This is a genomic window from Luteimicrobium sp. DT211 (genome assembly GCF_049844995.1).
Taxonomy (GTDB): Bacteria; Actinomycetota; Actinomycetes; order Actinomycetales; family Cellulomonadaceae; genus Luteimicrobium.
The window spans coordinates 39,440-65,667 of record NZ_JBNCMC010000001.1; the positions used below are offsets into that span (position 1 = coordinate 39,440).

Annotated in this window: 23 protein-coding genes; 12 read left to right on the plus strand and 11 right to left on the minus strand. The window is 72.7% G+C overall.

Going from position 1 to position 26,228, the window contains the following annotated elements:
* Window positions 1-49 precede the first annotated feature (49 nt).
* The gene (locus tag ACLQ14_RS00205; RefSeq protein WP_425808651.1) at window positions 50-586 is read left to right on the plus strand and encodes a hypothetical protein; all 537 of its coding nucleotides are present in this window, start codon (window positions 50-52) and stop codon (window positions 584-586) included.
* On the opposite strand, the gene ACLQ14_RS00210 is transcribed toward ACLQ14_RS00205, so the two are convergent.
* Window positions 567-875, minus strand: coding sequence for a DUF2087 domain-containing protein (locus ACLQ14_RS00210; RefSeq protein WP_425808653.1), 309 nt, complete (start codon window positions 873-875; stop codon window positions 567-569). The genes ACLQ14_RS00205 and ACLQ14_RS00210 overlap by 20 nt on opposite strands.
* Window positions 876-977: 102 nt before the next feature.
* Here ACLQ14_RS00210 and ACLQ14_RS00215 point away from each other — a divergent pair, with 102 nt between their 5' ends.
* The 3 genes from ACLQ14_RS00215 (at window position 978) to ACLQ14_RS00225 (ending at window position 4,316) form a co-directional block, all read left to right on the plus strand.
* A complete protein-coding gene (locus ACLQ14_RS00215; RefSeq protein WP_425808655.1) occupies window positions 978-1,475 on the plus strand; it encodes a hypothetical protein in 498 nt (165 codons plus the stop codon).
* Window positions 1,476-1,554: 79 nt separating this feature from the next.
* Complete coding sequence (locus ACLQ14_RS00220) at window positions 1,555-3,270, plus strand: bifunctional phosphatase PAP2/diacylglycerol kinase family protein (protein ID WP_425808657.1); 1,716 nt, start codon at window positions 1,555-1,557, stop codon at window positions 3,268-3,270.
* Window positions 3,267-4,316, plus strand: coding sequence for an LLM class flavin-dependent oxidoreductase (locus tag ACLQ14_RS00225; protein WP_425808659.1), 1,050 nt, complete (start codon window positions 3,267-3,269; stop codon window positions 4,314-4,316). Before ACLQ14_RS00220 ends, ACLQ14_RS00225 begins: the two co-directional genes overlap by 4 nt.
* A gap of 84 nt (window positions 4,317-4,400) precedes the next feature.
* Here the strand turns inward: ACLQ14_RS00225 and ACLQ14_RS00230 are convergent, their stop codons facing one another.
* The 4 genes from ACLQ14_RS00230 to ACLQ14_RS00245 are packed head-to-tail and all read right to left on the minus strand — an operon-like array spanning window position 4,401 to window position 6,239.
* Window positions 4,401-4,994 (minus strand): TMEM175 family protein, encoded by a 594-nt coding sequence (locus ACLQ14_RS00230; protein ID WP_425808661.1) that lies wholly within the window; start codon window positions 4,992-4,994, stop codon window positions 4,401-4,403.
* A gap of 10 nt (window positions 4,995-5,004) precedes the next feature.
* Entirely contained in the window at window positions 5,005-5,424 is a 420-nt protein-coding gene (locus ACLQ14_RS00235; RefSeq protein WP_425808663.1) for an EF-Tu/IF-2/RF-3 family GTPase, read from the minus strand.
* 46 nt (window positions 5,425-5,470) lie between these two features.
* A complete protein-coding gene (locus tag ACLQ14_RS00240; protein ID WP_425808665.1) occupies window positions 5,471-6,100 on the minus strand; it encodes a uridine kinase in 630 nt (209 codons plus the stop codon).
* Window positions 6,093-6,239 (minus strand): FitA-like ribbon-helix-helix domain-containing protein, encoded by a 147-nt coding sequence (locus tag ACLQ14_RS00245; RefSeq protein ID WP_425808667.1) that lies wholly within the window; start codon window positions 6,237-6,239, stop codon window positions 6,093-6,095. The genes ACLQ14_RS00240 and ACLQ14_RS00245 overlap by 8 nt, the downstream gene beginning before the upstream one ends.
* Before the next feature lie 273 nt (window positions 6,240-6,512).
* Here ACLQ14_RS00245 and hrpA point away from each other — a divergent pair, with 273 nt between their 5' ends.
* Window positions 6,513-11,123 carry an ATP-dependent RNA helicase HrpA gene (gene hrpA, locus ACLQ14_RS00250; protein ID WP_425810168.1) on the plus strand — a complete coding sequence of 1,537 codons (4,611 nt, stop codon included), beginning with the start codon at window positions 6,513-6,515 and terminating at the stop codon, window positions 11,121-11,123.
* 49 nt (window positions 11,124-11,172) lie between these two features.
* Here hrpA and ACLQ14_RS00255 read toward each other — a convergent pair whose 3' ends face one another.
* Window positions 11,173-11,784 (minus strand): DUF2249 domain-containing protein, encoded by a 612-nt coding sequence (locus tag ACLQ14_RS00255; protein WP_425808669.1) that lies wholly within the window; start codon window positions 11,782-11,784, stop codon window positions 11,173-11,175.
* Window positions 11,785-11,899: 115 nt separating this feature from the next.
* Between ACLQ14_RS00255 and ACLQ14_RS00260 the strand changes: the two genes are divergently transcribed.
* Window positions 11,900-12,106 (plus strand): PspC domain-containing protein, encoded by a 207-nt coding sequence (locus tag ACLQ14_RS00260; protein ID WP_425808671.1) that lies wholly within the window; start codon window positions 11,900-11,902, stop codon window positions 12,104-12,106.
* Window positions 12,107-12,292: 186 nt separating this feature from the next.
* Window positions 12,293-13,426, plus strand: a complete 1,134-nt coding sequence (locus ACLQ14_RS00265) for an endo-1,4-beta-xylanase (RefSeq protein ID WP_425808673.1) — start codon at window positions 12,293-12,295, stop codon at window positions 13,424-13,426.
* A gap of 42 nt (window positions 13,427-13,468) precedes the next feature.
* Here the strand turns inward: ACLQ14_RS00265 and ACLQ14_RS00270 are convergent, their stop codons facing one another.
* The gene (locus ACLQ14_RS00270; RefSeq protein ID WP_425808675.1) at window positions 13,469-16,714 is read right to left on the minus strand and encodes a GH92 family glycosyl hydrolase; all 3,246 of its coding nucleotides are present in this window, start codon (window positions 16,712-16,714) and stop codon (window positions 13,469-13,471) included.
* Window positions 16,715-16,831: 117 nt separating this feature from the next.
* Between ACLQ14_RS00270 and ACLQ14_RS00275 the strand changes: the two genes are divergently transcribed.
* From ACLQ14_RS00275 to ACLQ14_RS00290, 4 genes are all read left to right on the plus strand, one after another.
* Window positions 16,832-17,866, plus strand: coding sequence for a LacI family DNA-binding transcriptional regulator (locus ACLQ14_RS00275; RefSeq protein ID WP_425808677.1), 1,035 nt, complete (start codon window positions 16,832-16,834; stop codon window positions 17,864-17,866).
* Between the two features lie 92 nt (window positions 17,867-17,958).
* Complete coding sequence (locus tag ACLQ14_RS00280) at window positions 17,959-18,771, plus strand: polysaccharide deacetylase family protein (RefSeq protein ID WP_425808679.1); 813 nt, start codon at window positions 17,959-17,961, stop codon at window positions 18,769-18,771.
* 137 nt (window positions 18,772-18,908) lie between these two features.
* On the plus strand, window positions 18,909-20,159 hold the full coding sequence (locus tag ACLQ14_RS00285; RefSeq protein WP_425808681.1) for a DUF1254 domain-containing protein: 1,251 nt from the start codon (window positions 18,909-18,911) through the stop codon (window positions 20,157-20,159).
* Window positions 20,160-20,267: 108 nt separating this feature from the next.
* Window positions 20,268-21,704, plus strand: coding sequence for an amidohydrolase family protein (locus tag ACLQ14_RS00290; protein WP_425808683.1), 1,437 nt, complete (start codon window positions 20,268-20,270; stop codon window positions 21,702-21,704).
* 66 nt (window positions 21,705-21,770) lie between these two features.
* Here the strand turns inward: ACLQ14_RS00290 and ACLQ14_RS00295 are convergent, their stop codons facing one another.
* The 3 genes from ACLQ14_RS00295 to ACLQ14_RS00305 all read right to left on the minus strand — a co-directional run bounded on the left by ACLQ14_RS00295 (window position 21,771) and on the right by ACLQ14_RS00305 (window position 24,012).
* Window positions 21,771-22,301 (minus strand): hypothetical protein, encoded by a 531-nt coding sequence (locus tag ACLQ14_RS00295; RefSeq protein ID WP_425808685.1) that lies wholly within the window; start codon window positions 22,299-22,301, stop codon window positions 21,771-21,773.
* A gap of 94 nt (window positions 22,302-22,395) precedes the next feature.
* Window positions 22,396-22,917 (minus strand): hypothetical protein, encoded by a 522-nt coding sequence (locus ACLQ14_RS00300; RefSeq protein WP_425808687.1) that lies wholly within the window; start codon window positions 22,915-22,917, stop codon window positions 22,396-22,398.
* Between the two features lie 159 nt (window positions 22,918-23,076).
* Complete coding sequence (locus tag ACLQ14_RS00305) at window positions 23,077-24,012, minus strand: hypothetical protein (protein ID WP_425808689.1); 936 nt, start codon at window positions 24,010-24,012, stop codon at window positions 23,077-23,079.
* A gap of 534 nt (window positions 24,013-24,546) precedes the next feature.
* Between ACLQ14_RS00305 and ACLQ14_RS00310 the strand changes: the two genes are divergently transcribed.
* Window positions 24,547-25,548: an AvrD family protein gene (locus ACLQ14_RS00310; RefSeq protein WP_425808691.1), complete on the plus strand. Its 1,002-nt coding sequence runs from the start codon at window positions 24,547-24,549 to the stop codon at window positions 25,546-25,548.
* Here the strand turns inward: ACLQ14_RS00310 and ACLQ14_RS00315 are convergent.
* A complete protein-coding gene (locus tag ACLQ14_RS00315) occupies window positions 25,527-26,216 on the minus strand; it encodes a ScbR family autoregulator-binding transcription factor (RefSeq protein ID WP_425808693.1) in 690 nt (229 codons plus the stop codon). The genes ACLQ14_RS00310 and ACLQ14_RS00315 overlap by 22 nt on opposite strands.
* Between the last annotated feature and the right edge of the window lie 12 nt (window positions 26,217-26,228).

The following is a 26,228-nucleotide window of genomic DNA, read 5'->3' on the forward strand; positions in this document are numbered from 1 at the left end:
GCGCGACAGGGCCGCGGCGTTCCCAGGCGCCTGCGGCAGCATGGGTGCCATGCCCACCCGAACCGACACCCTCGCTCACGTCCACGACACCACCCACCGGTCCGGCGTTCCCACCGCCCGCCGCGGGCGACTCGGGTGGCGCGCGGTCGGGGGCGCCGTCGTCGGGCTGGGGCTCCTCGCTCCCCTGGCGGCGTGCAGCGACGACGGGTCCGTGAACACCGACGCGGTGCGGCAGCTCGTCACCGACGCGGCCGACCAGACGCAGCAGATCGGGTCCGACGTCAAGCGGCTGTCGAGCGAGCTCGGCTCGATGAAGACGCAGGGCGACGCCGCGCTGGCGCAGGCGCAGGACGCCGCGGACCAGGCCCGCCGGGCCCTCGACGACGCCCAGAAGTCGACCTCGACGCTCTCGGCCGCTGCCCGCCAGCGCCTCGACGACGCCTACGACGACCTCGAGGAAGCGCGCGCGAGGCTCGAGACGCTCAAGTCGAAGCTCCCGACGGCGAGCCAGGCCCGCGCCACCATCGACGACGTCGAGAAGCAGCTCGACAGCCTCGCCACCTCGGTCACGAAGACGGTGGGCTGACGACCTCGCCGTCCAGCCCGTCGAACACCGTGACCACGGTGCGCCAGTAGGTCGCGCCGTCGCGCGTGCGGGTCACGAGGCCCCGGTCGACGAGGTCCCGGCGGATCCCGACGGGGTCGTCGACGAGGTCCGTGAGGCGGTCCGTCAGCGCACGCTCGGTCACGGGGTCGTCGAGCACGAGGACCCGGGCCGCCAGGTAGGCGAGGACCAGGTCGCGGTCCGCGGCGCGCCGCGGCAGCCGCTCGAGGCGGCCGCGCACGAGGAAGCGGCTGGGGTCAGGAGTGCTCACGCAACTACTCTCGCACCGCCCTCCACCGAACCTCCACGAGTTTGTAACCCCTACTCTGATTTCTCTCTGTCTTCTCGCAGGAATGCACGGCAGACTGGTCGCGTGACGTCGCCGCTGACCTCGGGCCCGACGTCGTGGCGCGGGGATCCGGCCACGACGTCCCTCGCGGCGCGCTACGCCGCCGCCGGCCTCCTCACCGTCGCCGCGATCCTCTTCCTCGGCGGCAGCCACGACGCCCTCGCCTCCGCGCTGCACGACGCGCGGACCCAGACCGCCGCCCTCGACCTCGACCTCGCGCGGGTCGACGGGGAGATCGACGCGCTGTCGGCGACGCTCGCCAACGAGGTCACCGACGCCGTCGAGTCCGCGCGGGCCGCGACCCTGTCCGCGGAGGAGGCGCTCGCCGGGGCGGCGGAGGACGTCACGGACGCCACCGACGAGGCGCGCACCGCCCTCGCCCTCTCCGACGCACAGGTCGCTCTCGAGGCCGCTGCCGCCCAGGTGCGGCACGTGCGTGGCCAGGTGGGCAGCGGCGCGGTCGGTGAGTCCCTCACCGAGCTCCTCGCGCACCTCGACGCCCTCCGCCTGGGCGAGGGCTGACGCCGCAGCCCGGACACCGGGGGCACCCCGGGGCGGCCACCCGCGAGCGCCGACGCGCCGCGGTGCGTAGCGTCGGGGCGTGACGCCGAGCATCGATCCTCCCGTTCCGCAGCTGCCGCGCGCCTGGTCGTGGGCCCGTTCGGCGATCGCCACGCGGGGACGCCGCGGCCCGCTCGCGCCGCACGACCGCTGGCCGGGGCTCGCCCGGCTCGACCGTGAGGTCGCCGCCCGCACCGACGCCGTCGACCTCGGACCCGCCGCCGACGCCGCGCTCCGCCGCCTCAGCGGGCTCGCCAACCGGTCCGTGCTGTGGGCGGTCGCCGGCGCGGCGCTCGCCGTGACCGGTCCGACGGGGCGTCGCGCCGCCGTCCGCGGCGCGGCCACCCTCCTCGCGGCCAGCGCCGTCGCCAACCTCGTCGCGAAGCCCCTCCTCGGCGGCGAACGGCCGGCGGCCTCAGGGCTCGACGCGCTGCGCCGCCTGACCGGCCAGCCGACGTCGGGATCGTTCCCCTCGGGGCACAGCGCGTCCGCGGCGGCGTTCACGCTCGGCGTCGCGACGGAGTGGCCGGCGGCGGGCGCCGTGCTCGCCCCGGTGGCTGCGGCGGTGGCGTACTCGCGCCTCCACGTCGGCGCGCACTGGTTCTCCGACGTGCTCGGCGGGGTCGCGATCGGCGCAGGCGCCGCCGCGGTCGGGAGGATCGTGGCACCGCGGGAGACGCGACGGCGGCCGCCGCCCGCCCCCGCCCCGGCCGTGGACCTCCCGGCGCTGCCCGACGGCGAGGGGCTGTTCGTGGTCGTGAACCCGGCCTCGGGGCCCGACGACACCGACGCGGCGGCAGCCGTCCGCTCCGCACTCCCGGCCGCGCGGGTCCACGAGCTGTCCGAGGACGACGACGTCGCGCGGCTCGTCGCGGACGCCGTGGCCGGCGGTGCGCGGGCCGTCGGGGTCTCGGGCGGGGACGGCACCGTGGGCTCGGTCGCGGCGGGTGCCCGCGCCCACGACGTCCCGCTGGTCGTGTTCCCGGGCGGGACCCTCAACCACTTCGCGAAGGCGCTGCACCTCGACGGGCGGGACGTCGACGACCCGGTCGCGCTGGTCGCGGACGCGGTCCGGTCGGGCACGGGCGTCGCGGTCGACGTGGGCGAGCTCGAGGTGCGACCGGCCGACGGCGAGGTGGTGAGGCGCACCGTGCTCAACACCTTCGCGCTCGGGGCCTACCCCGAGCTCGTCGCCCGGCGCGAACGGCTCGAGGCGCGCCTCGGCAAGTGGGCCGCCGCGGTCGTCGCGGCGGTCCGCACGCTCCCCGGCGCCGAGCCGCTGCCGGTGGGCGGACCGTCCGGCGAGCGCGACGTGTGGTCGCTGTTCGCCGGCATCGACCGCTACGCCCCGCGCGGCCCGGCGCCCGTCGAGCGGACCCGGCTCGACGACGGGATCCTCGACGTCCGGTCCGCGCTCGCCGAGCGGCGGCCGAGCCGCACGCGCGTGCTCGCGCGGACCGTGCTCGACGGCGTCGGGTCGGGCCTGGCCGCGCGGGTGCCGCGCACGCGGTCGTGGCTCGCGACCGCGGCCGACGAGGTCGAGACCCTCGAGCTCGTCGTCACCGCTGGGACGACCCTCGCGCACGACGGCGAGACGCTCGTGGTGGGCGACCCCGCGTCGTCGGCGGGCCCCGTGCGCCTGCGCCTGACGCTTAAGCCGGCCGCGCTGCGCGTGTACGCGCCGGCCGACGGCACTGCACCCACCCGTGCGAACGACGGAACAGCGGCGAGGGCCGCGGAGTTGAGGCAGGCATGACGCTGGAGCTCGGTCTCGACACGTTCGGCGACGTCACCGCGCAGGCCGACGGCACCCCGAAGCCCGCGGGCCAGGTGATCCGCGACGTCGTCGAGGAGGCGGTCCTCGCGGACCGGGTCGGCCTCGACTTCTTCGGGGTCGGGGAGCACCACCGGGCCGACTTCGCGGTCTCGGCGCCCGAGGTCGTGCTGGCCGGGATCGCGGGGCGGACGGAACGGATCCGGCTCGGCTCCGCGGTCACCGTGCTCTCCTCGGACGACCCGGTCCGGGTCTACGAGCGTTTCGCGACGCTCGACGCCGTGTCCGGCGGGCGCGCCGAGGTCATCCTCGGGCGCGGCTCGTTCGTCGAGTCGTTCCCCCTGTTCGGGTACGACCTCAGCGAGTACGAGGACCTCTTCGAGGAGAAGCTCGAGCTGTTCGACGCGCTCCGCACCGAGAAGGCCGTGTCCTGGGCCGGATCGAAGCGCGCGTCGCTCAAGAACCAGCACGTCTACCCCAAGACCGAGCGCGGGTCGCTCACCGCGTGGATCGGCGTCGGCGGGTCGCCCGAGTCGGTCGTCCGGACCGCCCGGTACGGGCTGCCCATGATGCTCGCGATCATCGGCGGCGAGCCCGCCCGGTTCCGGCCGTACGTCGACCTGTACTGGCGGGCGCTCGGCGAGTTCGGGTGGTCGTCGGAACCGGGCGGCGGGCCGGGGCGCGTCGGGATCCACTCGCCCGGACACGTCGCGGAGACCGACGAGCAGGCGCAGGACGAGATCTACGAGCACTTCGAGGCCATGAACAACCGGATCGGCGCCGAGCGCGGCTGGCCGCCGTACAGCCGCGACCGCTTCCGGCACGACGCCGGACCCGACGGCTCCCTGTACGTCGGGTCGCCCGAGACCGTGGCCCGGAAGATCGCGGCGACCGTCGACCTGCTCGGCGCGACGCGCTTCGACCTCAAGTACTCGACCGGGACGCTCCCGCACGAGACGCTGATGCGCTCCATCGAGCTCTACGGGACGCAGGTCGCCCCGCGCGTGCGCGAGCTCCTCGCCGAATAGGGCCACGTAGCCGGGCCGAGCTGCTCGTCGCAGCGAGGCGCGGTGTGGCGATGCCCGGCGCATGGTCGGCGCCCGCAGACGTCATCAGCGCCCGGACGTGCCGTGCTCGGCGACGAAGCGCTCCACGCGGCGGTCCGGGACGAGCCAGATCAGCGCCGCCACCACGAACACCCCGACGGCGACGTACGGCACCCAGAAGGCCGCGGCGATCCCGACGAGGTACAGGATTGGCGAGAGCTTGCCCTTCCAGTCACGGCCGAGGGCGCTCGCGAGCGGCCCGTCCGAGCCCTGCTGGCTGATCAGGGCTCGCTGCAGCAGGAAGTACGCCACCGCGGCAAGGAGCAGGTCGATCCCGTAGACCGCCGTCGGGACGGGGTCGAAGCCGGACTCGTCCATCCACGACGTCGTGAACGGCAGCAGGGAAAGCCAGAAGAGCAGGTGCAGGTTCGCCCACAGCACCCGCCCGTCCACCTTCGACGCGAGCTGGAGCATGTGGTGGTGGTTGTTCCAGTAGATCCCCACGTACACGAACGACAGCAGGTACGTGAGGAACGTCGGGGCGACGTCGCGCAACGCCTCCCACGACGAGCCCTCCGGCACCCGGAGCTCGAGCACCATGATCGTGATGATGATGGCGAGGACGCCGTCGCTAAACGCCTCCAGGCGCGACTTGTTCACGCCCCGGACCTCAGGGTGCCGCGCGGACGAGGTCGTCCCGCGCGATCTGGTCGCGGGCGACGCCCTTGAGGAGCAGCCCGACCGACGCCCCGGCGCTCGCTGAGTCCACCTGCCTGCGCAGGGTCTCGATCCCGGTCACGGCGGTGGTCGCGACCACGACGCCGTCGCGCACGATCTCGACCGTTTCGTCGCGGCGGACCGTCCCCGTGGCGACCGTGCCGGTCGCGACCGTGCCGCGGCCCGTGATGCTGAAGACGTCCTCGACGGCGAGGGTGAACGGCTCGACGACGGGCGCGTCGTCCTCCGGCGCGCTCCCGGTGGCCGCCGGCGCCTCGGCCGGGGCGACGCTCGTCGTCGCGGCCATCCCGGGCACCGGGGCGTCCGGGGAGGCCGTGAGGAAGGGCTCACGCTTGCGGCGGAACAGTCCCATGCGCCGAGCCTGCCACACGACGGCCGCGCAGACGCCGGAAAGGAAGTCAGGAGAGGCGAGCGCGAGGGCCGACCGCGGCGGCTGCACTGCTCGCGGCAGCGACCCGCGCGGCGGCCGACGTCGAGGCGTCGATGATCCGCGGTGCGTCCGGGCGGGTCGCGTCGACGACGAGGGACGCCCTCTCCCACGGTCGTGCGGCCTCGAAGTAGAGCTGCTGCGCGCCCCGGTAGCGCCCGTGCCGGGCGTCGTCCGGAGCGAGCCCGTCCCGCTCGGACATCCGCCGTGCCGCCTCGTCGAAGGGCACGTCAAGGAAGACCGAGAAGTCCCAGAGTCCGGCGAGCCCGTCGCGGTGCAGGAACGTGCCCTCGACGAGGACGAGGGCGCCGTCCGGCGCGCCCGACGGTCGGAGGACCTCGGCCGTGAGCGCGGCGACATCGTACGCGTCGAGCCAGAAGCCCTCCGGGGAGTTCCTCCCGCGGGCGTGACGGACGGACGGCGGGTTGAAGAAGTCGTCACCGTGCACGACGACGACGGGCGCGGTGAACCGCTCGGCGAGTCGAGAAGCGAAGCGCGTCTTGCCGCTCGCGCCGACGCCGTCGACGGCGACACGCGGCGAGGCCCTCTCGGTGGCAGCCCGGGTCAGCAGGGCGACGATCGTGTCGAAGTCGTCACACATCGCTCGCGGCGGGCTCCCTCGCGGCTTCGACGAGGATCGCCCGCACCTCTGCTTCGAGCGAGCGTCCGTGTGCCGCGGCGCGGGCTCGAAGCTTGGTCATGAGCTCGTCGTCGATACCGCTAACCGTGATGGTCGCCATCGCGCGCCTCCCCGTCGTCCGTGGCGATCGCCACGCTACCGACGTCGACGCCGCGACGGCACCCGCTCCGTCCAATGAGGTTGCGCAGCCTTGCGAGAATGGAAGCCCGTGAGCACCGAATCCCCCACCCCGACGCCCGAGCCAGGGCACGGCGGTCCCGCGCGCCCCGAGACCGGGAGCCGGCCGAGGCGAGGGCGCGGCAGGGGCCGGGGGAAGGGTCCCCGCGGCGGCCGGCCCGCGACGCCCCGGGTGAGCACAGCCCACCTGGAACGCATGCGCGCGAGGCGCGAGGCCGTCGTCGTGCCTCCCATCACCTACCCCGAGCAGCTGCCGGTCAGCGCGCACCGCGACCAGATCGCCGCGGCGATCCGGGACCACCAGGTCGTGATCGTCGCGGGCGAGACCGGCTCCGGCAAGACGACGCAGCTCCCCAAGATCCTCCTCGACCTGGGTCGCGGCCGGGCCGGGCAGGTCGCGCACACGCAGCCGCGACGCCTGGCGGCCCGGAGCGTGGCGGAGCGCATCGCCGAGGAGATCGGCACGCCGCTCGGCCAGACCGTCGGCTACCAGGTGCGGTTCACGGACGAGTCGTCGGACGACACGCTCGTCAAGGTCATGACCGACGGCATCCTGCTCGCAGCGATCCAGCGGGACCCGCAGCTGCTCGCGTACGACACGATCGTCGTCGACGAGGCGCACGAGCGGTCCCTCAACATCGACTTCCTGCTGGGCTACCTGTCGCGCCTGCTGCCGCAGCGCCCGGACCTCAAGCTCGTCATCACGTCCGCCACGATCGACTCCGAGCGGTTCGCGAAGCACTTCGGGTCCGACGACGTCCCTGCACCCGTCATCGAGGTGTCGGGCCGCACGTACCCGGTCGAGCTCCGGTACCGGCCGCTGACGGGCGACGCGACCGCCGACGGGAAGAAGCGGGAGGACCGCGACCTCGTCACCGGCATCGTCGACGCCGTCGACGAGCTCATCGCCCACGACCGCACCCGCCACGACCCGGGGCCGGGCGACATCCTCGTGTTCCTGTCGGGCGAGCGGGAGATCCGCGACGCAGCCGACGCGCTCACCGGGCACTTCGGCGATCGGACGCACGACGCCCGGCAGCCGGGCTACGTCGAGATCCTGCCGCTGTTCGCGCGGCTGTCCGCGGCCGAGCAGCACCGCGTGTTCGCGTCCCACCCCGGACGGCGCATCGTCCTCGCGACGAACGTCGCCGAGACGTCGCTCACCGTCCCGGGGATCCGGTACGTCGTCGACCCCGGGACGGCCCGCATCTCGCGGTACTCGCGGGCGTCGAAGGTGCAGCGCCTGCCGATCGAACCGATCAGCCAGGCGAGCGCCAACCAACGCTCCGGCCGGTGCGGCCGCGTGTCCGACGGCGTCGCGATCCGCCTCTACTCCGAGGACGACTTCCAGGCCCGGCCGCCGTTCACCGAGCCCGAGATCCTGCGCACCTCGCTCGCCTCGGTGATCCTCCAGATGATCTCCGTGGGCGTCGTGTCCACGCCCGACGACGTCGCCCGGTTCCCGTTCGTCGACCAGCCCGACACCCGTGCCATCCGCGACGGCGTGCAGCTCCTCACCGAGCTGGGCGCCCTGGAGACGGGGTCAGCCGACGGCGCGCACTCGACGCTGCTCACCGACGTCGGGCGGCAGCTCGCGCAGCTCCCCATGGACCCCCGGCTGGCCCGCATGATCGTGGAGGGTGCGCGCCGCGGCGTCGCCCGGGAGGTCACGATCATCGCCGCGGCCCTGTCCATCCAGGACCCCCGCGAGCGCCCCACGGAGGAGCGCCCCCAGGCCGATCAGCTCCACGCCCGATTCCAGGACCCGACCTCCGACTTCCTGACCTACCTCAACGTGTGGTCGTACGCGCGCGAGCTGCAGCACGATCTGTCGGGCAGCCAGTTCCGCCGCCGCGTCCGGTCGGAGTACCTGAACTTCCTGCGCATCCGCGAGTGGCAGGACCTGGTCACCCAGCTCCGCGACACGTCCAAGCCGCTGGGCATCCGCTGGGGCGACCCGGCCCGAGCCCACGCCACGTCCCCCTCGGCGAACGGGACGTCACCGTCGGCGGAGGCGAGCCGGACGCCGGAGCCCCCCCAGCGGACCGAACCCGCGCGCGCTGAAGGGGGCGCGAAGGCGACCCGGACGCCCGAGGCGGCGGGGCGGGATGCGGCTGCGACCGACGGTGGGAAAACTGTCGTGGCGGACTCTGCTGACACCTCGGGAGCCGAGCGAGGAACGAGCGAGGCGGATGGTAGCCCGAGCGCCGTCGGCCCATCCCGCCGCAGCCCCGACCAGAGCTCGACGACCGACCCCTACAAGCGCGCGTGGGACGGCGACACCATTCACAAGGCGCTCCTCGCCGGGCTCCTGTCGCAGGTGGGGATGCAGCAGACGGCGGACATCAAGGCGTCCGCGCGTACCGGTCGCGACGCGGCGCAGCTCAAGCGCATGGCCCGTCAGGCGCGCAACGAGTACCTGGGTGCGCGGGGCATCCGGTTCGCGATCTTCCCGGGCTCGCCGCTGAACAAGAAGCCGCCGGCATTCGTGATGGCGGGCGAGCTGGTGGAGACGAGCCGGCTGTGGGCGCGCGACGTCGCCCGGATCCAGCCGGACTGGGCGGAGGAGGTCGGCGCTCACCTCGTGAAGCGCACGTACTCGGAGCCGTCCTGGTCGAGCAAGCGCGGGGCGGCGACGGTCCGCGAGAAGGTGCTGCTGTTCGGGGTGCCGATCGTCGCCGACCGCCAGGTCCTGTACTCCCGCGTGGACCCGGAGGCGGCGCGCGAGCTGTTCGTCCGGCACGCGCTCGTCGAGGGGCAGTGGACCACCCACCACACGTTCTGGTCGGCGAACCAGCGCACCCTCGAGGAGGCCGAGGAGCTCGCCGCCCGCTCCCGGCAGCGGGGGCTCGTCGTCGACGACGACGTCCTCTTCGAGTTCTACGACGCCCGTATCCCCGACGACGTCGTGTCCGCACGGCACTTCGACCAGTGGTGGAAGACCGCCCGCCGCCGCAACCCGGACCTCCTGACGTTCACGCTCGACCTCCTCGTCCCGACCGCCGACGAGATCGACACCTCGCTCTTCCCGGAGCGCTGGCCGCAGGGCGACCTCGAGCTCCCGCTCACCTACCAGTTCTCCCCCGGCACCGACGCCGACGGCGTCACCGTCCACATCCCCCTGTCCGTGCTGCCGCGCGTCCAGCCGGACGGGTTCGACTGGATGGTCCCGGGGCTGCTCGACGAGCTCACCGTCGCCACCGTCCGCGCCCTCCCCAAGGCCGTGCGCGTCCAGCTCGTCCCCGCGCCCGACGTCGGCCGCGACATCGCCACCTGGCTCCGCGCCAACACCCCCGCCTGGGACGACATGGCCCGCGCCGGCGACATGGCCGAGCCGTTCCGCGTCGCCTTCACCCGAGCCGTCCGCGACCTGCGCGACGTCGACGTCCCCGACGACGCGTGGGCCGGCGTCCCCGAACGCCTCCCCGCCCACCTGCGCCTCACCTACCGCGTGCTGTCCGAGCCCGAGCGTGGGGTGGTGAGCGTTCTCGGGGAGGGCAAGGACCTCCTGGAGCTCCAGCGTCGTCTCGCGTCGCGGGCGGAGGCCGCGGTGCGGACGGCCGTGCGGGTCGCGTTGGAGGCGGCGGCTGCGGAGGCCCGCTCGTCGGGTCCGGGTCCGGGTCCGGGTCCGGAGGGGGAGGCTGCGCCCGACTCGCTCGGCCTACCATCCGCACCCCTCGTTCCTCGAGGTGCTCCCGCCAGCCCCACCACGGCCTTCGCTTCCTCGGGCGCAGCCTCCCCCTCCTCTGCCGGATCGTCCGGCTCTCCGCTCGGTGCGTCCGACGACGGATCCACCAGCTCGTCCGCCGGGTCACCTTCGCGTGGCTCGGGCCCCGCTGGGGCGGCGCAGCAGGGTGGGGGCGCACCCGGGGAGCCTGCTTCGGTGCTCGTGCGGGAGGTGGCCGTCGTCACGGGCTGGGCTACCGATCTCGGCGGGGTCGAGGGTGGCGTGCTGCCCGAGGTCGTCGAGACGCGGGTCGGGGCCGGGACCGTCGTGCGGGGGTATCCCGCGCTCGTCGAGGAGCCGGACGCCAAGGGTGCACCCGTCGTGGCGCTGCGGGTGCTCGGGGATGCGGCGAGCCAGGCTGTCGAGCATGCGCGCGGGGTCAGGCGGCTGCTGCTGCAGGAGGTCGGGCTCGCCGGTGCTCGGGTGACCAGCCGGTGGACGGGGACGCAGGCGCTGACGCTGGCCGCCAGCCCCTACCGGAACACCGAGGCACTGGTCGCGGACGTGCAGCTGGCCGCCGTCACCACGCTCGTGCCCGACGCCGCCGACGTGCGGGACGCCGCCGCGTACGCCACGGTGCGGGACCGGCTGCGGGCCGAGCTCGAGGACGAGGTGTTCCGCGTCGTCGGGCACGTCGTCGCCGCGCTCACCGCCGCGCGGAACCTCGACGGCGAGATCCGGGCCGCGACGTCGATGGCGCTGCTCAACACCCTCACCGACCTGCGGGACCAGATGGCGGGGCTCGTGCACGACGGGTTCGTGTCGCAGACCCCGCCGCGCCGCCTGCCGCACCTCGTCCGGTACGTGCGCGCGGCGTCGTACCGGCTCGAGAAGGCCCAGAGCAGCCCCCACCGCGACGCCGAGCTCGCGTGGCGCGTCCACGACGTCGAGCAGGCGCACGAGCGCGCCCTCGCCGCCTACGCCGCCGGGCGACCGGACCCGGCGCGCGCCGCCGACCTCGCCGAGGTCCGCTGGCTCATCGAGGAGCTGCGGGTGTCGCTGTTCGCCCAGCAGCTCGGCACCGACGGGCCCGTAAGCGAGAAGCGGATCCGCAAGCTCCTCGAGCCCGGGGGCTGGTGAGCCGCTCCCTCGCGAGGTAGACGGGCCGCCCGCGAGCGCCCTTGGCCCGTCAGACGTGCGTGCGGGCCGTGAGCGCGAGTCCCTCGCGGTGCCGGTGGACGGTGAGGTAGCGGACGCCGTCCTTCCCCGCGACGATCCGGCGGCGCGAACGCCTCGGCAGCCAGACGACGTCGCCCGCGCCGACCGCCACGTCGCCGCCCTCCGTCACGATCGTGGCGGCGCCGTCCACGACGTGGAAGAGCACGTCCACGTCCGGGCCGGCGTGCTCACCGATCTCGCCGCGCGGGGGCAGGGCGACGACGTTCGAGTCGAGGTCGCGCTCGCGCAGCCGCAGCGACCACACGGCGCCGCCCGTCGAGGGAACGGTGGCGTCGTCGTCGGCCGGGCGGGTGCTGGTCACCACGCGCGGGAGCGCGGTGGACGTCAGGCGCCCGACGCGGACCCTCGCGTCCCCGGCCTCGGTGGGCTCGCCGTCCCAGGTGTACGAGCCGGGGAGCTCCGACTCGAGCGCGTCGCGGAGCGGGGCGGGATCGTCGTCGGCGACGAGGACCAACGACCCGCCCACCGGCAGGACGCGGAACGCCGCGAGGACCGTGGGCCGCCGGTCGGCCTCGCGCACGTCGCGGAGGTCGAGGACGGGAGTCGAGGAAGGGTGCGCCATGGCCACCATCCTGTCGCGCTCGGGCGTCGCTGAGTGTCACCCCACGGGAGAGCCGGGGTCGGTTCGGGGGGCGTCCCCGATGGTCCCGGCCGAACCCGCGCGCCTACCGTCGAGCATGAGCACGACAGCCGCCACCCACCCCTCGCTGTCGCGGCCCCGCACCGGCCGCATGATCGCCGGCGTGTGCGCCGGGCTCGCCCGCCGGTTCGGCCTCAGCCCGACCCTCGTCCGCGTGCTGGCCGTCGCGTCGGTGCTGCTGCCCGGACCGCAGGTGCTGGTCTACGTGATCCTCTGGATCATCATGCCCACCGACCGCGACTGAACCCCGCCGGCCTCGTCGACGGAGGAACGTCGTCCGGACCGTGAGACCGCACGCCTTGAGCCTTGACTATCGGAAACTTTCGGAAAGACGATGGTGCCTGCCACGGAGCACCGACGCCCCGTGGCACGGCACCGCACCGGGCACGGACGCCCGGGCGACGCCACGTCCGTACGAAGGAGTCACGGCATGAGCTCTGCACCCTCCCCCGCCCCCGCCCGCCGACGTCGCCGGCGCGCCATCGCGTTCGGCGCCGGCATCGTCGCCGTCGGCGTCGTGGCCGCCCCGCTGGCCGCGTCCGCCCACGGCCACCAGCCGCCCGGCCACCCGTCGACGCAGGACGACACGCTGCGCAGCCTCGCCGCGTCGTCGGGCCTGCGCATCGGCGCGGCGATCAACACCGACAAGCTCGGCACCGACGACGCCTACACGACGATCGCCGCCGACCAGTTCTCCACGGTCAGCCCGGAGAACGTCATGAAGTGGGACACGATCGAGCCGACGCAGGGCACGTACAACTTCGCCCCCGCCGACAAGCTCGTGGCGTTCGCGCAGCAGAACGGCCAGCTGGTGCGCGGGCACACGCTCGTCTGGCACAACCAGCTCCCGTCCTGGCTGACGGCCGAGGCGGCCAGCCTCTCCGCGGACCAGCTGCGCGCGATCCTCAAGAAGCACATCCAGACCGAGGTCTCGCACTTCAAGGGCAAGATCTGGCAGTGGGACGTCGTCAACGAGGCGTTCAACGACGACGGCACGCCCCGCGACGACATCTGGTCCCAGAAGCTCGGCGACGGGTACATCGCCGACGCCTTCCGCTGGGCGCACCAGGCCGACCCGAAGGCCAAGCTCTTCTACAACGACTACAACATCGAGTACACGGGCGCGAAGAGCGACGCCGTCTACGCGATGGTGAAGAAGCTCCAGGCCCAGGGCGTGCCGATCGACGGCGTCGGGTTCCAGGACCACCTCGACACCCAGTACGGCACGCCGAACCTCCAGGAGACGATGCAGAAGTTCGCCGACCTCGGGCTCGACACCGCCGTGACCGAGGCCGACGTGCGCACCACGCTCCCGGTCACCGCAGTGGAGCAGACCGCCCAGAACAGCATGTGGTCGCAGTCGCTCGCGGCATGCCTGCTCGTCAAGCGCTGCATCTCGTTCACGATCTGGGGCATCGACGACGGCTCGTCGTGGGTGCCGAGCACGTTCCCGGGCGAGGGCGCGGCCCTGCTCTGGGACGACCAGTACCAGCCCAAGGCGCAGTTCTCCGTCCTGCAGCAGACGCTCGAGCTCGCCGCCGGCGCGCCGCACCGCACGCGCTGACGCGCCCGACCGGCCCGCGCGGCATCACGCCGCGCGGGCCGGTCAGGCCCGCTCGCCCAGCAGCTCGAGCTGGCGCAGGTCGAGCGTGCCCCTGAGCACGCGGAGCCGGACCGGTCCGGGGCCGCGCAACCCGCCCAGCAGGAAGGCGCGGGTCTGCCGCGGCCAGACGAACCCGACGCCGTCGCGCCGGTCGAGCTCGACCCAGGTGTCGCCGTCGGCGCGCTCCAGGACCCAGGACAACCCGTCCGCCGGCGCGCCGAGGCTCACGGTGTACAGGTCGACGGAAGCGTCCGCCGCGAGCTCGTACCCGGCCCAGTCCCCCGGCCGCAGGACGATCCCCGCGTCCGAGCTGTCGTCGAACACGAGCGCGGGGTCGCCGACGGAGGATCGCGCGTGCTCCCTCGCCCCGGCCGGGTCGGCGTGGTCCACGAGGCGGGCGGGCGCCGACCCGCGCGGCGTGACCGCGAACGGCGCCGCGTCCGGGCCGGTACCCCAGGTGGACGGCTCGGGGCCGAGCGCGATCTCGATCTCCACCCCTGCGCGCAGGGTCGCGACCGGGATCGCCAGGCGGTGCCACGGCCGCCCGTCCACCGTGACCGACTGGACGTACACGTTCTCCGGGGCGAGGTCGCGCGCCACGACCGTCGTCTCGCGGCCGCCGTCGAGGTCGAGCGTCGCCCTCGCGACCGCCGGCGCCGTGAGGAGGAGCTCGCCGCTCCCGGGCGCGAGCGGGTAGAGGCCCAGGACGGCGAAGACGTACCAGGCGGACATCTCGCCGTTGTCCTCGTCGCCCGGGTAGCCCTGGCCGATCTCCGAGCCGAGGAAGAGCCGGCGCACGCTGTCCCGGACGAGCTCGTGCGTCTTCCAGGGCGCACCCGTGAACGCGTACATGAACGGGGCGTGGTGGGCCGGCTGGTTCGAGAGCGCGAACATCCCGCGCCGGACGTTCCGCGCCTCGGTCATCTCGTGGATCACGGAGCCGTACGTCCCGGCGATGCTGGCGTCGCCGGTCTCCTCGGTCGCGAAGTACGCGTCGAGCTTGGCCTCCAGCGCGTCCGGCCCGCCGTGGAGCGCGGCGAGGCCGTGCCCGTCGTGCGGCACCGAGAACGCCATGCCCCACGCGTTCGTCTCGGTGTAGTCCCCGCCCCAGATGCGCGGGTCGAAGGTCCGGGCGGGACGGAACCGGCCGACGTCGTCGCGCCCGACGAAGAACCCGGCGTCGGGCGCGAACAGCGTCGCGTAGCGCAGGGCCTTGGCCCGGAAGTAGACCTCGTTGGCCCGGAGCTCCTCGCGGCGAGGGTGGTCGACGGGCAGGTGATCGAGCAGCCACGCGGACGTCACCGCGAGGCCGTAGTCGGTCAGCGCGCCCTCGAGGGTCCACGACAGGCCCTCGTGCGTGCCCGTCGAGACGTAGCCGGTGAAGATCGCCCGCCCGTTGTCCGCGCGGCCGACCCGGCTGTCGGGGCTGACGGTCGTCGCGTTGCGCAGGCCCGAGTCGTACGCCGCCAGGACGTCGCGCACGGGCACCCCGCTCGCGAGCGCGTCCGCGACCACGAGGTCGCTGCTCGTCCCCACCATCGAGTTCACCGGCCCGGGAGCCGACCACCGGTCGATCCAGCCGCTCGCGCGGTAGTGCTCGACGAAGCCGTCGAGCAGGTCGGCCGCGAGCTCCGGCGCGAGCAGCCCGTACGCGGGCCAGCACGTGCGGTAGGTGTCCCAGAAGCCGTGGTTGACGGTCGACCGGCCGTCGCGGACGACGCAGCCCGTCCGGGTCGGCCCGTGCGCCGCGGGCGGTGGCGTCGAGGCGTCGGCGTGGATCCAGCGCGGCCGCTCGGCCGTGCCCGCGTTCTCGCTCGCGTCGTTCGGGTAGAGGAAGAGCCGGTACAGGCTCGATACGAAGGCGACCCGTCGGCCGCGGTCGGGCTCGTCGATCCGCACGCGGCCGAGCAGCTCCTCCCACCGGGCGGCGGCCTCGTCGACGAGCTCGTCGAACGTCGTCGACGGCGGCGCCTCCAGGTCGAGCGACCGCTCCGCCTGGTCGAGGCTCACGAAGGACGTGGCGACCCGGACGGTCACGGTCCCGTCCGGGCCGGGTGGTGTCGCGAGGACCGCCGAGACGTGCGGACGGTCCGGGACCGCCGCCTCCCGGTGCCAGGCGACCCCGCCGTCCACCCGCGCCACGAAGTACATGCGCGGCGCGTTCGCCTCCAGACCCGGCCGGGCGCCGTCGGTCCAGCCGCGCACGTGCACCGTGCCGTCCGGCGTGACCTCGACGGAGCCGCGGTCGTCCGGCTGGTCGAGCACCACGCCGCCGCCGTCGGGCACGGTGAAGCGCGCGACCATGACGTGCGCCGTCGCCGTCGCCTCCGCCACGACGCCGCCCGCGAGCGCGACGCGATACCGGTGCGGTCCGGCCAGCTCGTCGTCGTGGCGGAAGGTCAGCTCGCGCGCGGCCCGGTCGACGTCGGGCGCGGACGCGTCGACGAGCGGCATGACCTGCATGACGGACCGGTCGCCGATCCACGGGCTCGGCGCGTGCGACACGGCGATGGCCTGGAGCGGGGTCGACCCGTCGGCGCGGTTGTCCGCGTGGTACCGGTACGGCCAGGTGTAGCTCGACGCGTCCGTGACGGGGATCGCGAAGTTGAAGCCCTGCGGCAGAGCGACGGCGGGGATGGTGTTGCCGCGCGAGTACTCGCCCGACGAGTGCGTCCCGCGCCGGGTGTCGACGAGGTCGACGAGCCGCTCGGGGCCGTCGGGCCCGGGCGCGCGGGGGCCGACGCGGACGTCGCTCAGCCACCCGTGCGGGACGCGGCGACGCAGCCCGTGGCGCGGCCCGACCTCGTCGACCCCGACCGCCCGCAGGTAGGTCGCGACCGCGCGGCGGCCCGCGAGCGCCGACAGGTCGACGGTCCTGAGGTTCCACTGGTCGACGACGAGCGCCTTCGAGCGGTACTGGGCGTCGGCGTCGGCCGGGTAGCCGGCCTGGTCGCGCACGGGCCGGGCGGAGGCCCAGGTGCCGTCGTCGAGCAGGAGGTCGACGGCGACGGCGGTCGCCTCGAACCCCTGCCCGCGCCCCGGCGGCCCGGACCAGGCAGGGAACACGGCGTAGGAGAGCTCGCTCGTCGGGCCGAGCTCGACGTCGCAGCGCTCCAGGAGCGCGTCCTCCACCTGGCCGGGCCGCGCGTCGACGACCCGGTAGAGCCGGCTCGTCGGTTCGGTCAGCCCGACCGACGGCCGGGAGGACGGGGGACGGCGCGGCCCTGCGTCGTCCGTGACTTCCAGCATGGATACTTCCCCTCGTCGGTGGTGCGCCCGCTAGCATGACAACGTTGACCCTGGCGGTCAAGAGACCCGCCGCGCGCCGCAGCGTGCGGACCGACCTGTGAAAGTAGGGTGAGCCCCGTGACCGATCGCGCGGCGGTGGAGCGACCGGCCGAGGTGCCACGGCGACCCCGCCTGCGGGACATCGCGGCCTCGACCGGTCTGAGCATCAAGACCGTCTCGCGCGCCGTCCGCGGGGAACGCGGCGTGGGCGACGAGACCCGGGCGCTCGTGCTCGCCGAGGCGGAGCGGCTCGGGTTCCAGCCCGACGACGTCGCCGCGGGGCTGCGGCGCAAGAACCAGACGACGAACACCGTCGGCGTGACCCTCGGCGACGTGACCAACCCGTTCTTCGCTCCCATGATCCGCGGCATCCACGGCGTGGCGGCCGAGCACCAGCACCTCGTGCTGTCCGCCGACGCCGAGAACGACGCCGACCTGGAGCGGCGCGTCATCCGGTCGCTGCTCGGGCACCGCGTGGCCGGGCTGATCATCGCGCCGATCGGTCAGGACCTGCGGTACCTCGAGCAGGAGGCGTCGTTCGGGACCCCCATCGTCTTCGTGGACTCGCCGCCGCCCGGCCTCGAGGGGCAGATGGACGCCGTCGTCACGACCAACACCGACAGCACCCGCGAGGGCGTGGCCATGCTGCTCGCCCGCGGCCACCGCCGGATCGGCTACCTCGGCCACCCGCGGTCGGGCAGCGGCGCGCTCGAGCGGTGGCGTGGGTACGAGCAGGCGCTCGAGGGCGCCGGCCTCACGGTGGACCCGGCGCTCGTCCGGACCGGGCTCGTCACCGAGGACGACGCCACGCTCGCCGCGCGCGACCTGCTCGCCCAGCCCGACCCGCCGACCGCGGTCTTCACGGACAACAACCGCCTGTGCGTCGGGCTGCTCCTCGTCGAGCGGGTGGCGCAGAGCGACCTGGACATCCTCAGCTTCGACGACGTCCCGCTGGCCGCGCTGTTCGGCGTGAGCGTGATCGACAGCGACCCCCACGAGGTCGGCCGCGTCGGGGCGACGCTGCTGTTCGAGCGCCTGGTCGACCGGGAGCGGCCCGCGCAGCGCGTCGTCGTCCCCGCCCGGCTGCGCGTCCGCGAGCGCGTCCGCCTCTGAGCCTGGGAGCCCGCCGCTCGTCCCCGCCCGGCGGGAGCCACGCCTACGTCGGACGGCGTTCGTCGCGAGGCGGGCGCCCCTAGGATCGCGGGATGACCCCAGCCGCCGGACCCGCCGACCCGACCGGGCGCGCCGCGCGGCAGCCGGTGGTCGTCGTGGGCCGCAAGGCCCTGGACGGCCACGAAGCCGACGCCCCGAGGCTCGGCGGGCGCGCCTGGTGGCGCGCCCGCCGCCCGCGGGCGGTCGCGGCGCTGGGCGCCCACGGCGTCGACGCCACCGAGCGGGTCGTCGCGATCACCTACGACGACGGCCCGCACCCCGAGCACACACCGCGGATCCTCGATGTGCTCGCGCGCCGCGGTGTCCGCGCCACGTTCTTCACGATCGGCGCGTTCGTCCGGGAGCGCCCCGAGCTCGTCCGCCGGATCGTCGCGGAGGGTCACGCGCTCGGCCTGCACGGAGCGGACCACCGGTCGCTCGCCGGCCGCGACCCGCGCGAGGTGGTCGCCACGACGCTCCGCGCGAAGGCCCATCTCGAGGACGTCGCCCAGGTGCCGGTCACGATGTTCCGGCCCCCGTACGGCGTCATGCCGAAGCGTCAGGGCCTCGCGCTCTGGCGTGCTGGGCTCGAGCCGGTGATGTGGTCCGGCGACGCGGCCGACTGGACCGATCGCCCCGTCGACGACGTCGTCGACGACGCTCGCCGGTCCGTGTTCCCCGGCGCGATGCTCCTGCTGCACGACAACAGGGCCGACCCCGAGACACTCGGCCCTGGGGAACGGCTGCCGGCCTTCGACAAGGGCGCCGTGCTCGATCGGCTCCTCGACCTGCTCGAGCGCGACCACTACCGGACGCGGACCGTACCCGAGCTCCTCGCCTCCTACCCCCGGGTCGTCGTCCTCTGACCCGGGCACGATGGTCGAGGAGCCGATCGTGGGAGGCGAGCCGGCCGCGGGAACTTCGTGCGCCCGCCGAGCCGTGCCCGTCCTGAGGTGCTGGGATGGGGACGACCCGTCCGACGAGCACTGGAGCGAGAGCGCACATGACCATCAGTGACGACCTGGCCCGCGACGCCTACCTGTACGGCTACTCGATCGACGAGGCGTACAAGTTCCTCTACGAGACCACGATCGAGCCGGGCCGGCCGACGAACGAGTTCCAGCTCCTGCGTGACCTCGCCGACGACACCTACACCGACCACCCCACGATCAACAACGACACCCTCCACCTGCAGGGCTGGTTCGACGTCGCCGCCGAGCCGGTCGTCGTCACGATCCCCGACCACGACGAGGGCCGGTACTGGATCCTGCACACGATGGACCTGGGGCACTACACCACGGCGATGATCGGGTCGCGGACCCGCGGCACGCACGGCGGCCGGTTCCTGTTCGCCGGCAAGGCGTGGGACGGCGTCGTGCCTGACGGCATCGACGACGTCGTGCGCTCGGACTCGAACCTCATCAAGGTCATGGGCCGGATCATGACGATCGGCGGGGACGACCTCGAGGCCGCCCGCGCCCTCCAGGACCGGTGGACGCTCGAGACCCTGTCGGCGCACCTCGGCGTCCCCGGACCCGACCCCGTCGTCCGGCAGTACCCGGACCCGGCGTCGACGAGCTGGCTGGAGCGCGTGAACGTCGTCCTCGCGGACGGCACCATGGCGCAGACCGACGCCGCGTGGCTCGAGCCGCTCCGCCCGGTCGGCCTCGAGGCCGGGAAGACGACGTTCACCGACGAGCAGCTCGAGGCCGCCGAGCGGGGCGAGCGGTTCGGGATCGCCCGCATCCGCGAGCTGGCGCCCTCCATGACGAACGGCGCAGACCTCCTCGGCACGCGAGCGGACCTTCAGGACGAGCCACGCGAGCTGTTCGCGGAGGGCACGTTCATCGGACAGTGGGGCCTGCCCCCGGTGGAGTCCGTCTACGTCAAGGTGGAAAACGGCTCGGACGGGCTCCCCCTGAACGGGTCCGACGGCAAGCGGTACCGGGCGCGTTTCCTCCCGCCGGACGTGAGCGAGTTCTGGTCCTTCACGGCCTACGCGCTGGACAACCGGCTCATGGCGCACAACGCGCTCAACCGGCACAGCCGCGGGGACCGGACCCTCACGCCCGACGCAGAGGGCTTCTACACGGTCGAGCTCGGCTCCGACGCCGAGGCGAACGCCGACAACCCGAGCTTCCTGCCGATCCCCGCCGAGGACACCTACCTCATCCTGCGCCTGTACGGGCCGAGCCAGGCCGTCCAGGACGGCGACTACGCCGTGCCGACGTTCGACGTCGTCGACGGACCCTGACCGCTGATCGAGAGCGTCACCGTCGAGGCCATCGGAACACGTCGACGTCTAGCGTCGACCGACAGCGACGGGCGACCGGCAACGTCGCCAAGCGAAGAGGGGTATCACGTGTCGCAACAGATCACTCGCAGGGCGCTCCTGGGTGGTGCCGTAGCCGCCGCAGCCGGCGGAGTCCTCCAGGCGAACGCGGAGCACGCGGAACCTGGTACGCATTCCGTTCCCCCGCGTCACAGCGAGTTTGTGCTGCGTGGTGGCTACGTGCTCTCGGTCGATCCGACGATTGGTGATCTGTCGACCGGCGACGTGCACGTGCGCAACGGGGTGATCGTCGCGGTCGGCCCGAACCTCCAGGCGGGGGGCAGTGCCGAGATCGACGCGAAAGACATGATCGTCATGCCGGGCCTGGTCGATACGCACTGGCACCTGTGGAACAGTGCGATGCGGCCCTTCATCCTCGATGGCGACGACCAACGCGGGTACTTCAACGTCACGAACGTCCTCGGACCCTACTTCACACCCGCAGACACCTATCGGGCGACCCGCCTTGGGCTGGTCGAGGGTGTGGCATCGGGGATCACGACCGTTCACGACTGGTCTCACAACGTCCGCTCCCGAGACTTCGCCGACGCCTCGATACGGGCTCTGCTGGATGCGGGGGTCCGTGGCAGGTTCTCCTACGGCTACGCGCAGGGCGGCGCGCTGGACGTCCCGATGGACGTCGCGGGGATCGCGGCGGTGCAACAGCACTGGTTCTCAAAGGCGTCCGCGACGAGAGGCCTGCTTCACCTGGGCGTCGCCTCGCGCAACATCGTCCCCGGCCAGAGCCCCCGCGGGTCGATCAGCATCGAGCTTGCGCACCAGGACTGGGACGCGGCTCGAGAGCTCGGGCTGCCGATCACCCTGCACGCCTCGCCGGTAGGCCTTGTCTCGCTGCTCCACACCGAGGGGCTACTGGGTCCCGACGTGCAACTCGTGCACCCGACACAGACCACGGGGGTCGAGAACGAGATCGCCGCCGATCAGGGCGTCGCCTGGAGCACCGCGCCGCTCGGCGAGACAGGGCGCGAGCCGGCTGAACAGACTCGGTACTTCGAGCTGGAGCAGTCGGGCGCCCGGCTCGGAATCTCGGTCGACAGCTCGGCTGTCGACAGCGCCGACCTCTTCAATGCCATGCGGGTCCTGTACAAGACGACGGTGCACCGGCTGGGCTCGGGCATCGGTCTGACACAGCGCCGCATGGTCGAGCTCGCCACGATCGAGGGCGCGCGCAGCCTCGGGCTCGGGGATGTGGTGGGATCGCTCACCCCGGGAAAACGGGCCGACATCGTCCTGGTCAACCGGCTCTCGCCCAACCTCGCGCCGCCGGGAGACCCCGTCACCCAGCTTGTTTCGCTCGCGCAGCCGTCCAACGTCGACTCGGTCATCGTCGACGGGCGATTCCTGCTCTGGCACGGGAGCCACGTCGGCGTGGAGGTCTCGCACGTGCTGCGAGAAGCGGGAACGTCCGCCGCGCAGGTCGCCGCGCGGGCGGGATGGCCCACATAACCGTGAACCGCTTCCACACGGGCCTGCCCCCCCGACATGTGGCTGGAGCCGGAAGACGCCGTTCCCCTAGAGGATCTGCAAGGCGGCGACGAAGTCGATGTGGGTCACCCCGACCGCAGACAGGCAGTCCAGCACTCCAAGCGTCGGGCCGATGTTCGTCTCGATCACTGAGCTCCCGGCAAACCTGCCCGCCGTGATGGTCCCAGTGAAGGTGGCAACGGTCTGGGACAGGACCCGGGTGGCGGACCGGGTGTACTCGAACCGGCTCGTCGTCCCGTCGTTCCAGTGATAGGTCCTGACTCCCGTACTCGAGCCGAGCAGGGTGTCGCAGCCCACCGTATCGACGAACGAGGACGACGCCGTCGCGGCCGTCACCCCGTCCTCTCCTGTCACGCACGTTGGGTAGTTCTGAAGGGCCGTGACCGTCACGAGCTGGGGAGTCAGCCTGACCCCTGGGCCGTAGTCGACGGACGCAGTGCCCACGCACGTCGCCAAGCTCGGCTCGGCCGATGCGGTGGACGAGGTGGCCGCAATCAAGGCGATCGCGGCGCACAGCGACGCTGCCGCAGCAACCGCTGCACGAATGATCGAACGCATGAAATCCTCCTTGTGGTTGCCGTCTGACGAAGACCGAGAGGCCGCGCTGCCCCGGGAGACCAGGACGCGGTACCGGCCGCCTACGGTCTCTGCGTCAGCTGATCTCCAGCACGGTTGTGTAGGCGACATGGGTGACGCCGCCCGGCGTGAGGCAGTCGAGCAAGCCGATAGACACGCCGACGTTGGTCTCGAGCGCTGAGTCGCCCGCGAACTTCCCGGCGGTGATCGCGCCGGTGAACGTCAGGACGGTCTGAGAGAGCACCCGGGCGCCGGTGCGGGTGTACTCGAATCTGCTCGTGGTCCCGTCGTTCCAGTGATAGACCTTCACGCCGGTCGTGGTGGTCAGCAGCGAGTTGCAGTCGAGGGTGTCGATCACGGAACCCGATGCCGTTGCTGAGGTGATTCCGGCCTGGCCGGTCAGGCAGGCGGTGTAGCTGCTCGTGGCCGTCGCGGTCACCGTCTGGGGCGTCAGGGTGAGGCCAGGGGTGTAGTCGACCGCTACCGACCCGGTGCACGTGGCATCGAGGGGGTTGGCGGACGCGGCGGGCGCGGTACCGGCGACGCCCGCGGTGAGAAGTCCCAGGGCGGTTGCGACGCCGAGGACGAGCTTGCGCATGATGCTTCCCGTTTCGACATGGTGCCGGTCGCGGGCCTGCGGCCGGCGGTGGTGGCGCAGCGAGGGACGAGCGACGATCGCCCGGGCGGCGTCGGGCTGCGACCGGGGAGCCCGGTCCGACGCCCGGTCATGAGCGTCGGACCGGGACTCACGGCGGTGTCAGAGCTCCGTCGCGGGGCAGGAGATGATCAGGCTCGTCAGGGTGGTGCAGGTGATCGACGAGGTGTTGTTCGCGGCGTTCGGGTCGGCCGGCGTGGAGGAGACCAGCGACGCGGTGGCGGGTAGGGACCCCAGGGACAGCAGTCCGAGGTTCGCCTTGAAGGAGACATTCTTTGTCGCGCCGTTCGCGATCGCCCCGGTGGCACAGGTCACCACGTCCGTACTTGAGGCGTACGTGCAACCGGTGGGCAGTCCCGTAACCGAGTACGCCTGGGAGGGCAGTGCCACCTGGACCGTGGACGCCGTCGCCGCGCCCGGTCCACTGTTGTGGACCGACAGCGAGTAGGTGATCTGCGAGGTCAGCAGCGGACCTGCATCCGCAGCGAGAGAGAGGCCGAGATCAGCCGCGGCCGGCGGCTGGACGGTGATGGACAGGGCCGGGCTGAACGACGTCGTGCTATGCGGGTCGACGGTGTCGACGAGGCTCTGCTGGTAGGGGTAGGTCCCCGTCGCCGCGTCGGGCTTGACCGTGAGGTCCACGGTGACCGTCGTGTACTTCGGGGGAAGCGAAGAGAAGCCCACGGAGAGGATGGCCCCGCCGGCAATGACTTCACACGATGTCAAGGTGACACCGGTGGGGAAGGAACAGCCGTCGAGGGTGAAGACGTCCGAGAAGCCCGGGGTCATGTTGCCGAGCGCATAGCTGACCGACTTCGGGTCGCCGTTGTTGTTTTGGAAGGTCAAGGTCAAGGTGACGTGGTCTCCCGGGGAGACCGTGGTGTCGGAGTAGTGGGCACTGACCGCAGTCGTGGACAACGACGCGGTCGAGGTGACGGGATCGGCCGCTGATGCCGGCCCCGCGATCACCGTCAGGCCGGCAACTCCTAGAAGCCCGGCGGTCGCCGCAGCGACCAGCCTTCGTGTCGTTCCGTACATGGAAAGAGCCCTCCGTGGTGTCAGTCGTTGATCCTGTGGATGCGCAGCGCCATGGTGATGACGTCTGCGCGAGGTCGGGCCCTCCGGAGACCGCGCGGCTGCCGGGTGCCTCGAAACGAAGACGGCCCACCCAGGGTTGTTGCTGACACCCAGCCGGGCCTGTAAGCGCACCGTTGCACTGCGCAGGACGACGCCCCACGGCTCGTGGGACGAACCCTGTGACTGCCCTGGTCGGCCGATTGGCACCAACCGGATGCCGGATCAGAGCCTCGTGGGCTGTCAATCGGATGGTAGAACTAGAGCGTTCGCTTTGCTCGACGAATCGTCGACCGTGAGTTGCTGCGACCTGTGCGGCTCTTCGCGGGCTGCAGCCGGTGCGAGGTTGCGCGTCGTGCGATGACGACCAGCGGGTTGCGGTATGCGCCGTTGCCGCGCGACACTTCGAGTGGTTCGTTCGTTCTACTTCTTGCTGGCGTCCTGATCGGCGCTGGCCATCGGGTTCGGCTCCACCTGAGGGGCCGGCTAAGGGGCGATGTGGACGCGGTCGTGGCGGGCGACGTTCCGGCAGGGGGTAGCGCACGTGCGGGGGGTTTCGATGAGGCGCTGGGGGCCTCGTCGGGGCGGTACTTCAGCAGTGGCTATCGCCGGACCCAGTACGTCTTCGCCCCGTTCGACATCGCTGGCGATGCGACCGCTATCACCGGTTCGGTCGATGTCGGCTATCCGGCCGACTGGTCGCTCAAGGCGGGCGAGCCGCGCTCGGCGCACCTGAGCACCATCGACGCGCTGGTCGCGTCCGCCGCCGCGGCCCAGGAGGCTCTCGCCGTCCTGTGCGGACTGAACCCCGAAGAGATCAGCGGCGCCTGGTTCGCCGACCTGTCCATCCGCGCGGGAGCCAGGGCGCTCACCGACCTCGAGGCCGTGCCTATCGCGTGCCGGCTGGTCGAGCGCGGTGCCGAGTCCCAGTGGGGTGTGGCCGCCTTGCACCTCACCGTGGGGACGTTCACCGTCACCGCACGGGTGCACCACCCCTGGACCAACCAGCGACCGCGCACGCGGCGCTCGGGTTCGTTCGAGCCGTCATCGCTCGGACCTTCGCCGTATCTCAGCCTGTTCCGCACGATGGAGCACGACTCGACCATCACCTGCATCGACGTGAACGGGCCCACGATGGACTGCGTGCACAGGGTGATCCATGACCCCCGCGACGACCGGCCGGTGGGCATCGAATCGGCTTATGGGCCGCAGCCGACCCTGATCGACTGCCTCGTGCTCGCCGGTCAGATGCTCCAGGTCCTCGTCCTCGCGACCGCCGGGTCCTCGCGGGAGGGCTCAGGCAACTTGTGGATGCGTCGGATCACGTTCACCAGCACGTCGCCGTCGCGGCCGTCAGCGACACGAGCCCGCCTGACAATCACCGGGCAGCGGGTGATACCGCGCGACCATGTCGTCATGCACGGGGTCGATGCACGCTGTGAAGACCTGTGTGGCGTGACCATGGCAGCGCAGCTCGCCTACACCACGGAGGCCGAGTGAGCCTCGGTCGCAGCCCGCCGCTGTGGGCCGGTGAAGGTCCGAGCCGCCAGCTCGAGCAGTCTCGCCCGGTGGTCGACAGCGACGATCCCGGGAATGATCACATGCCACATGGTCCGCAGGTCGCGGTAGAGATCGGTCCGCGCCGACAGCACCTTGGAGACGACGTGGACACCGGTGAAGTACGGGACGAGGGTCTGCGCGAGGTCCGCAAGAGGCAGCGACGTCGCGAGCTCGCCGGCGTCTCGAGCGTCCTGGAGCGCCGGGACCAGACCATCCATCCAGTCACGGTAGAACTGCGCCGTCGGGCTCGACAACGTGCCCTGTTCGAGGGACAGCCGAATCCCGGCCTGCACCACGACGTCAGTCAGCAGAAGGTCCGCGACGGACTTCGACGTGTGAATGAGCGCCTCGACCCCTCGGTGGGCCGCGCTCACGTCCTGCATGGCCGCGAACGTGCGCCGGTTCTGCTCCTCGATGACCGACAGCGCGATCGATTCCTTGGAGGGGAAGTAGAAGTAGACGGATCCGATGGTCGCTCCGGAGACCTCCCCGATCTGCTTCAGAGACGCCTGCCCGTACCCGTACTGCTCGAAGACGGTGGCGGCACCGGTCAGGACAGCGTCACGTCGGGCGTAGCCGCGGTCTTGCTGGGGCTCTCGCACCTGCATGCCGGTCACCTC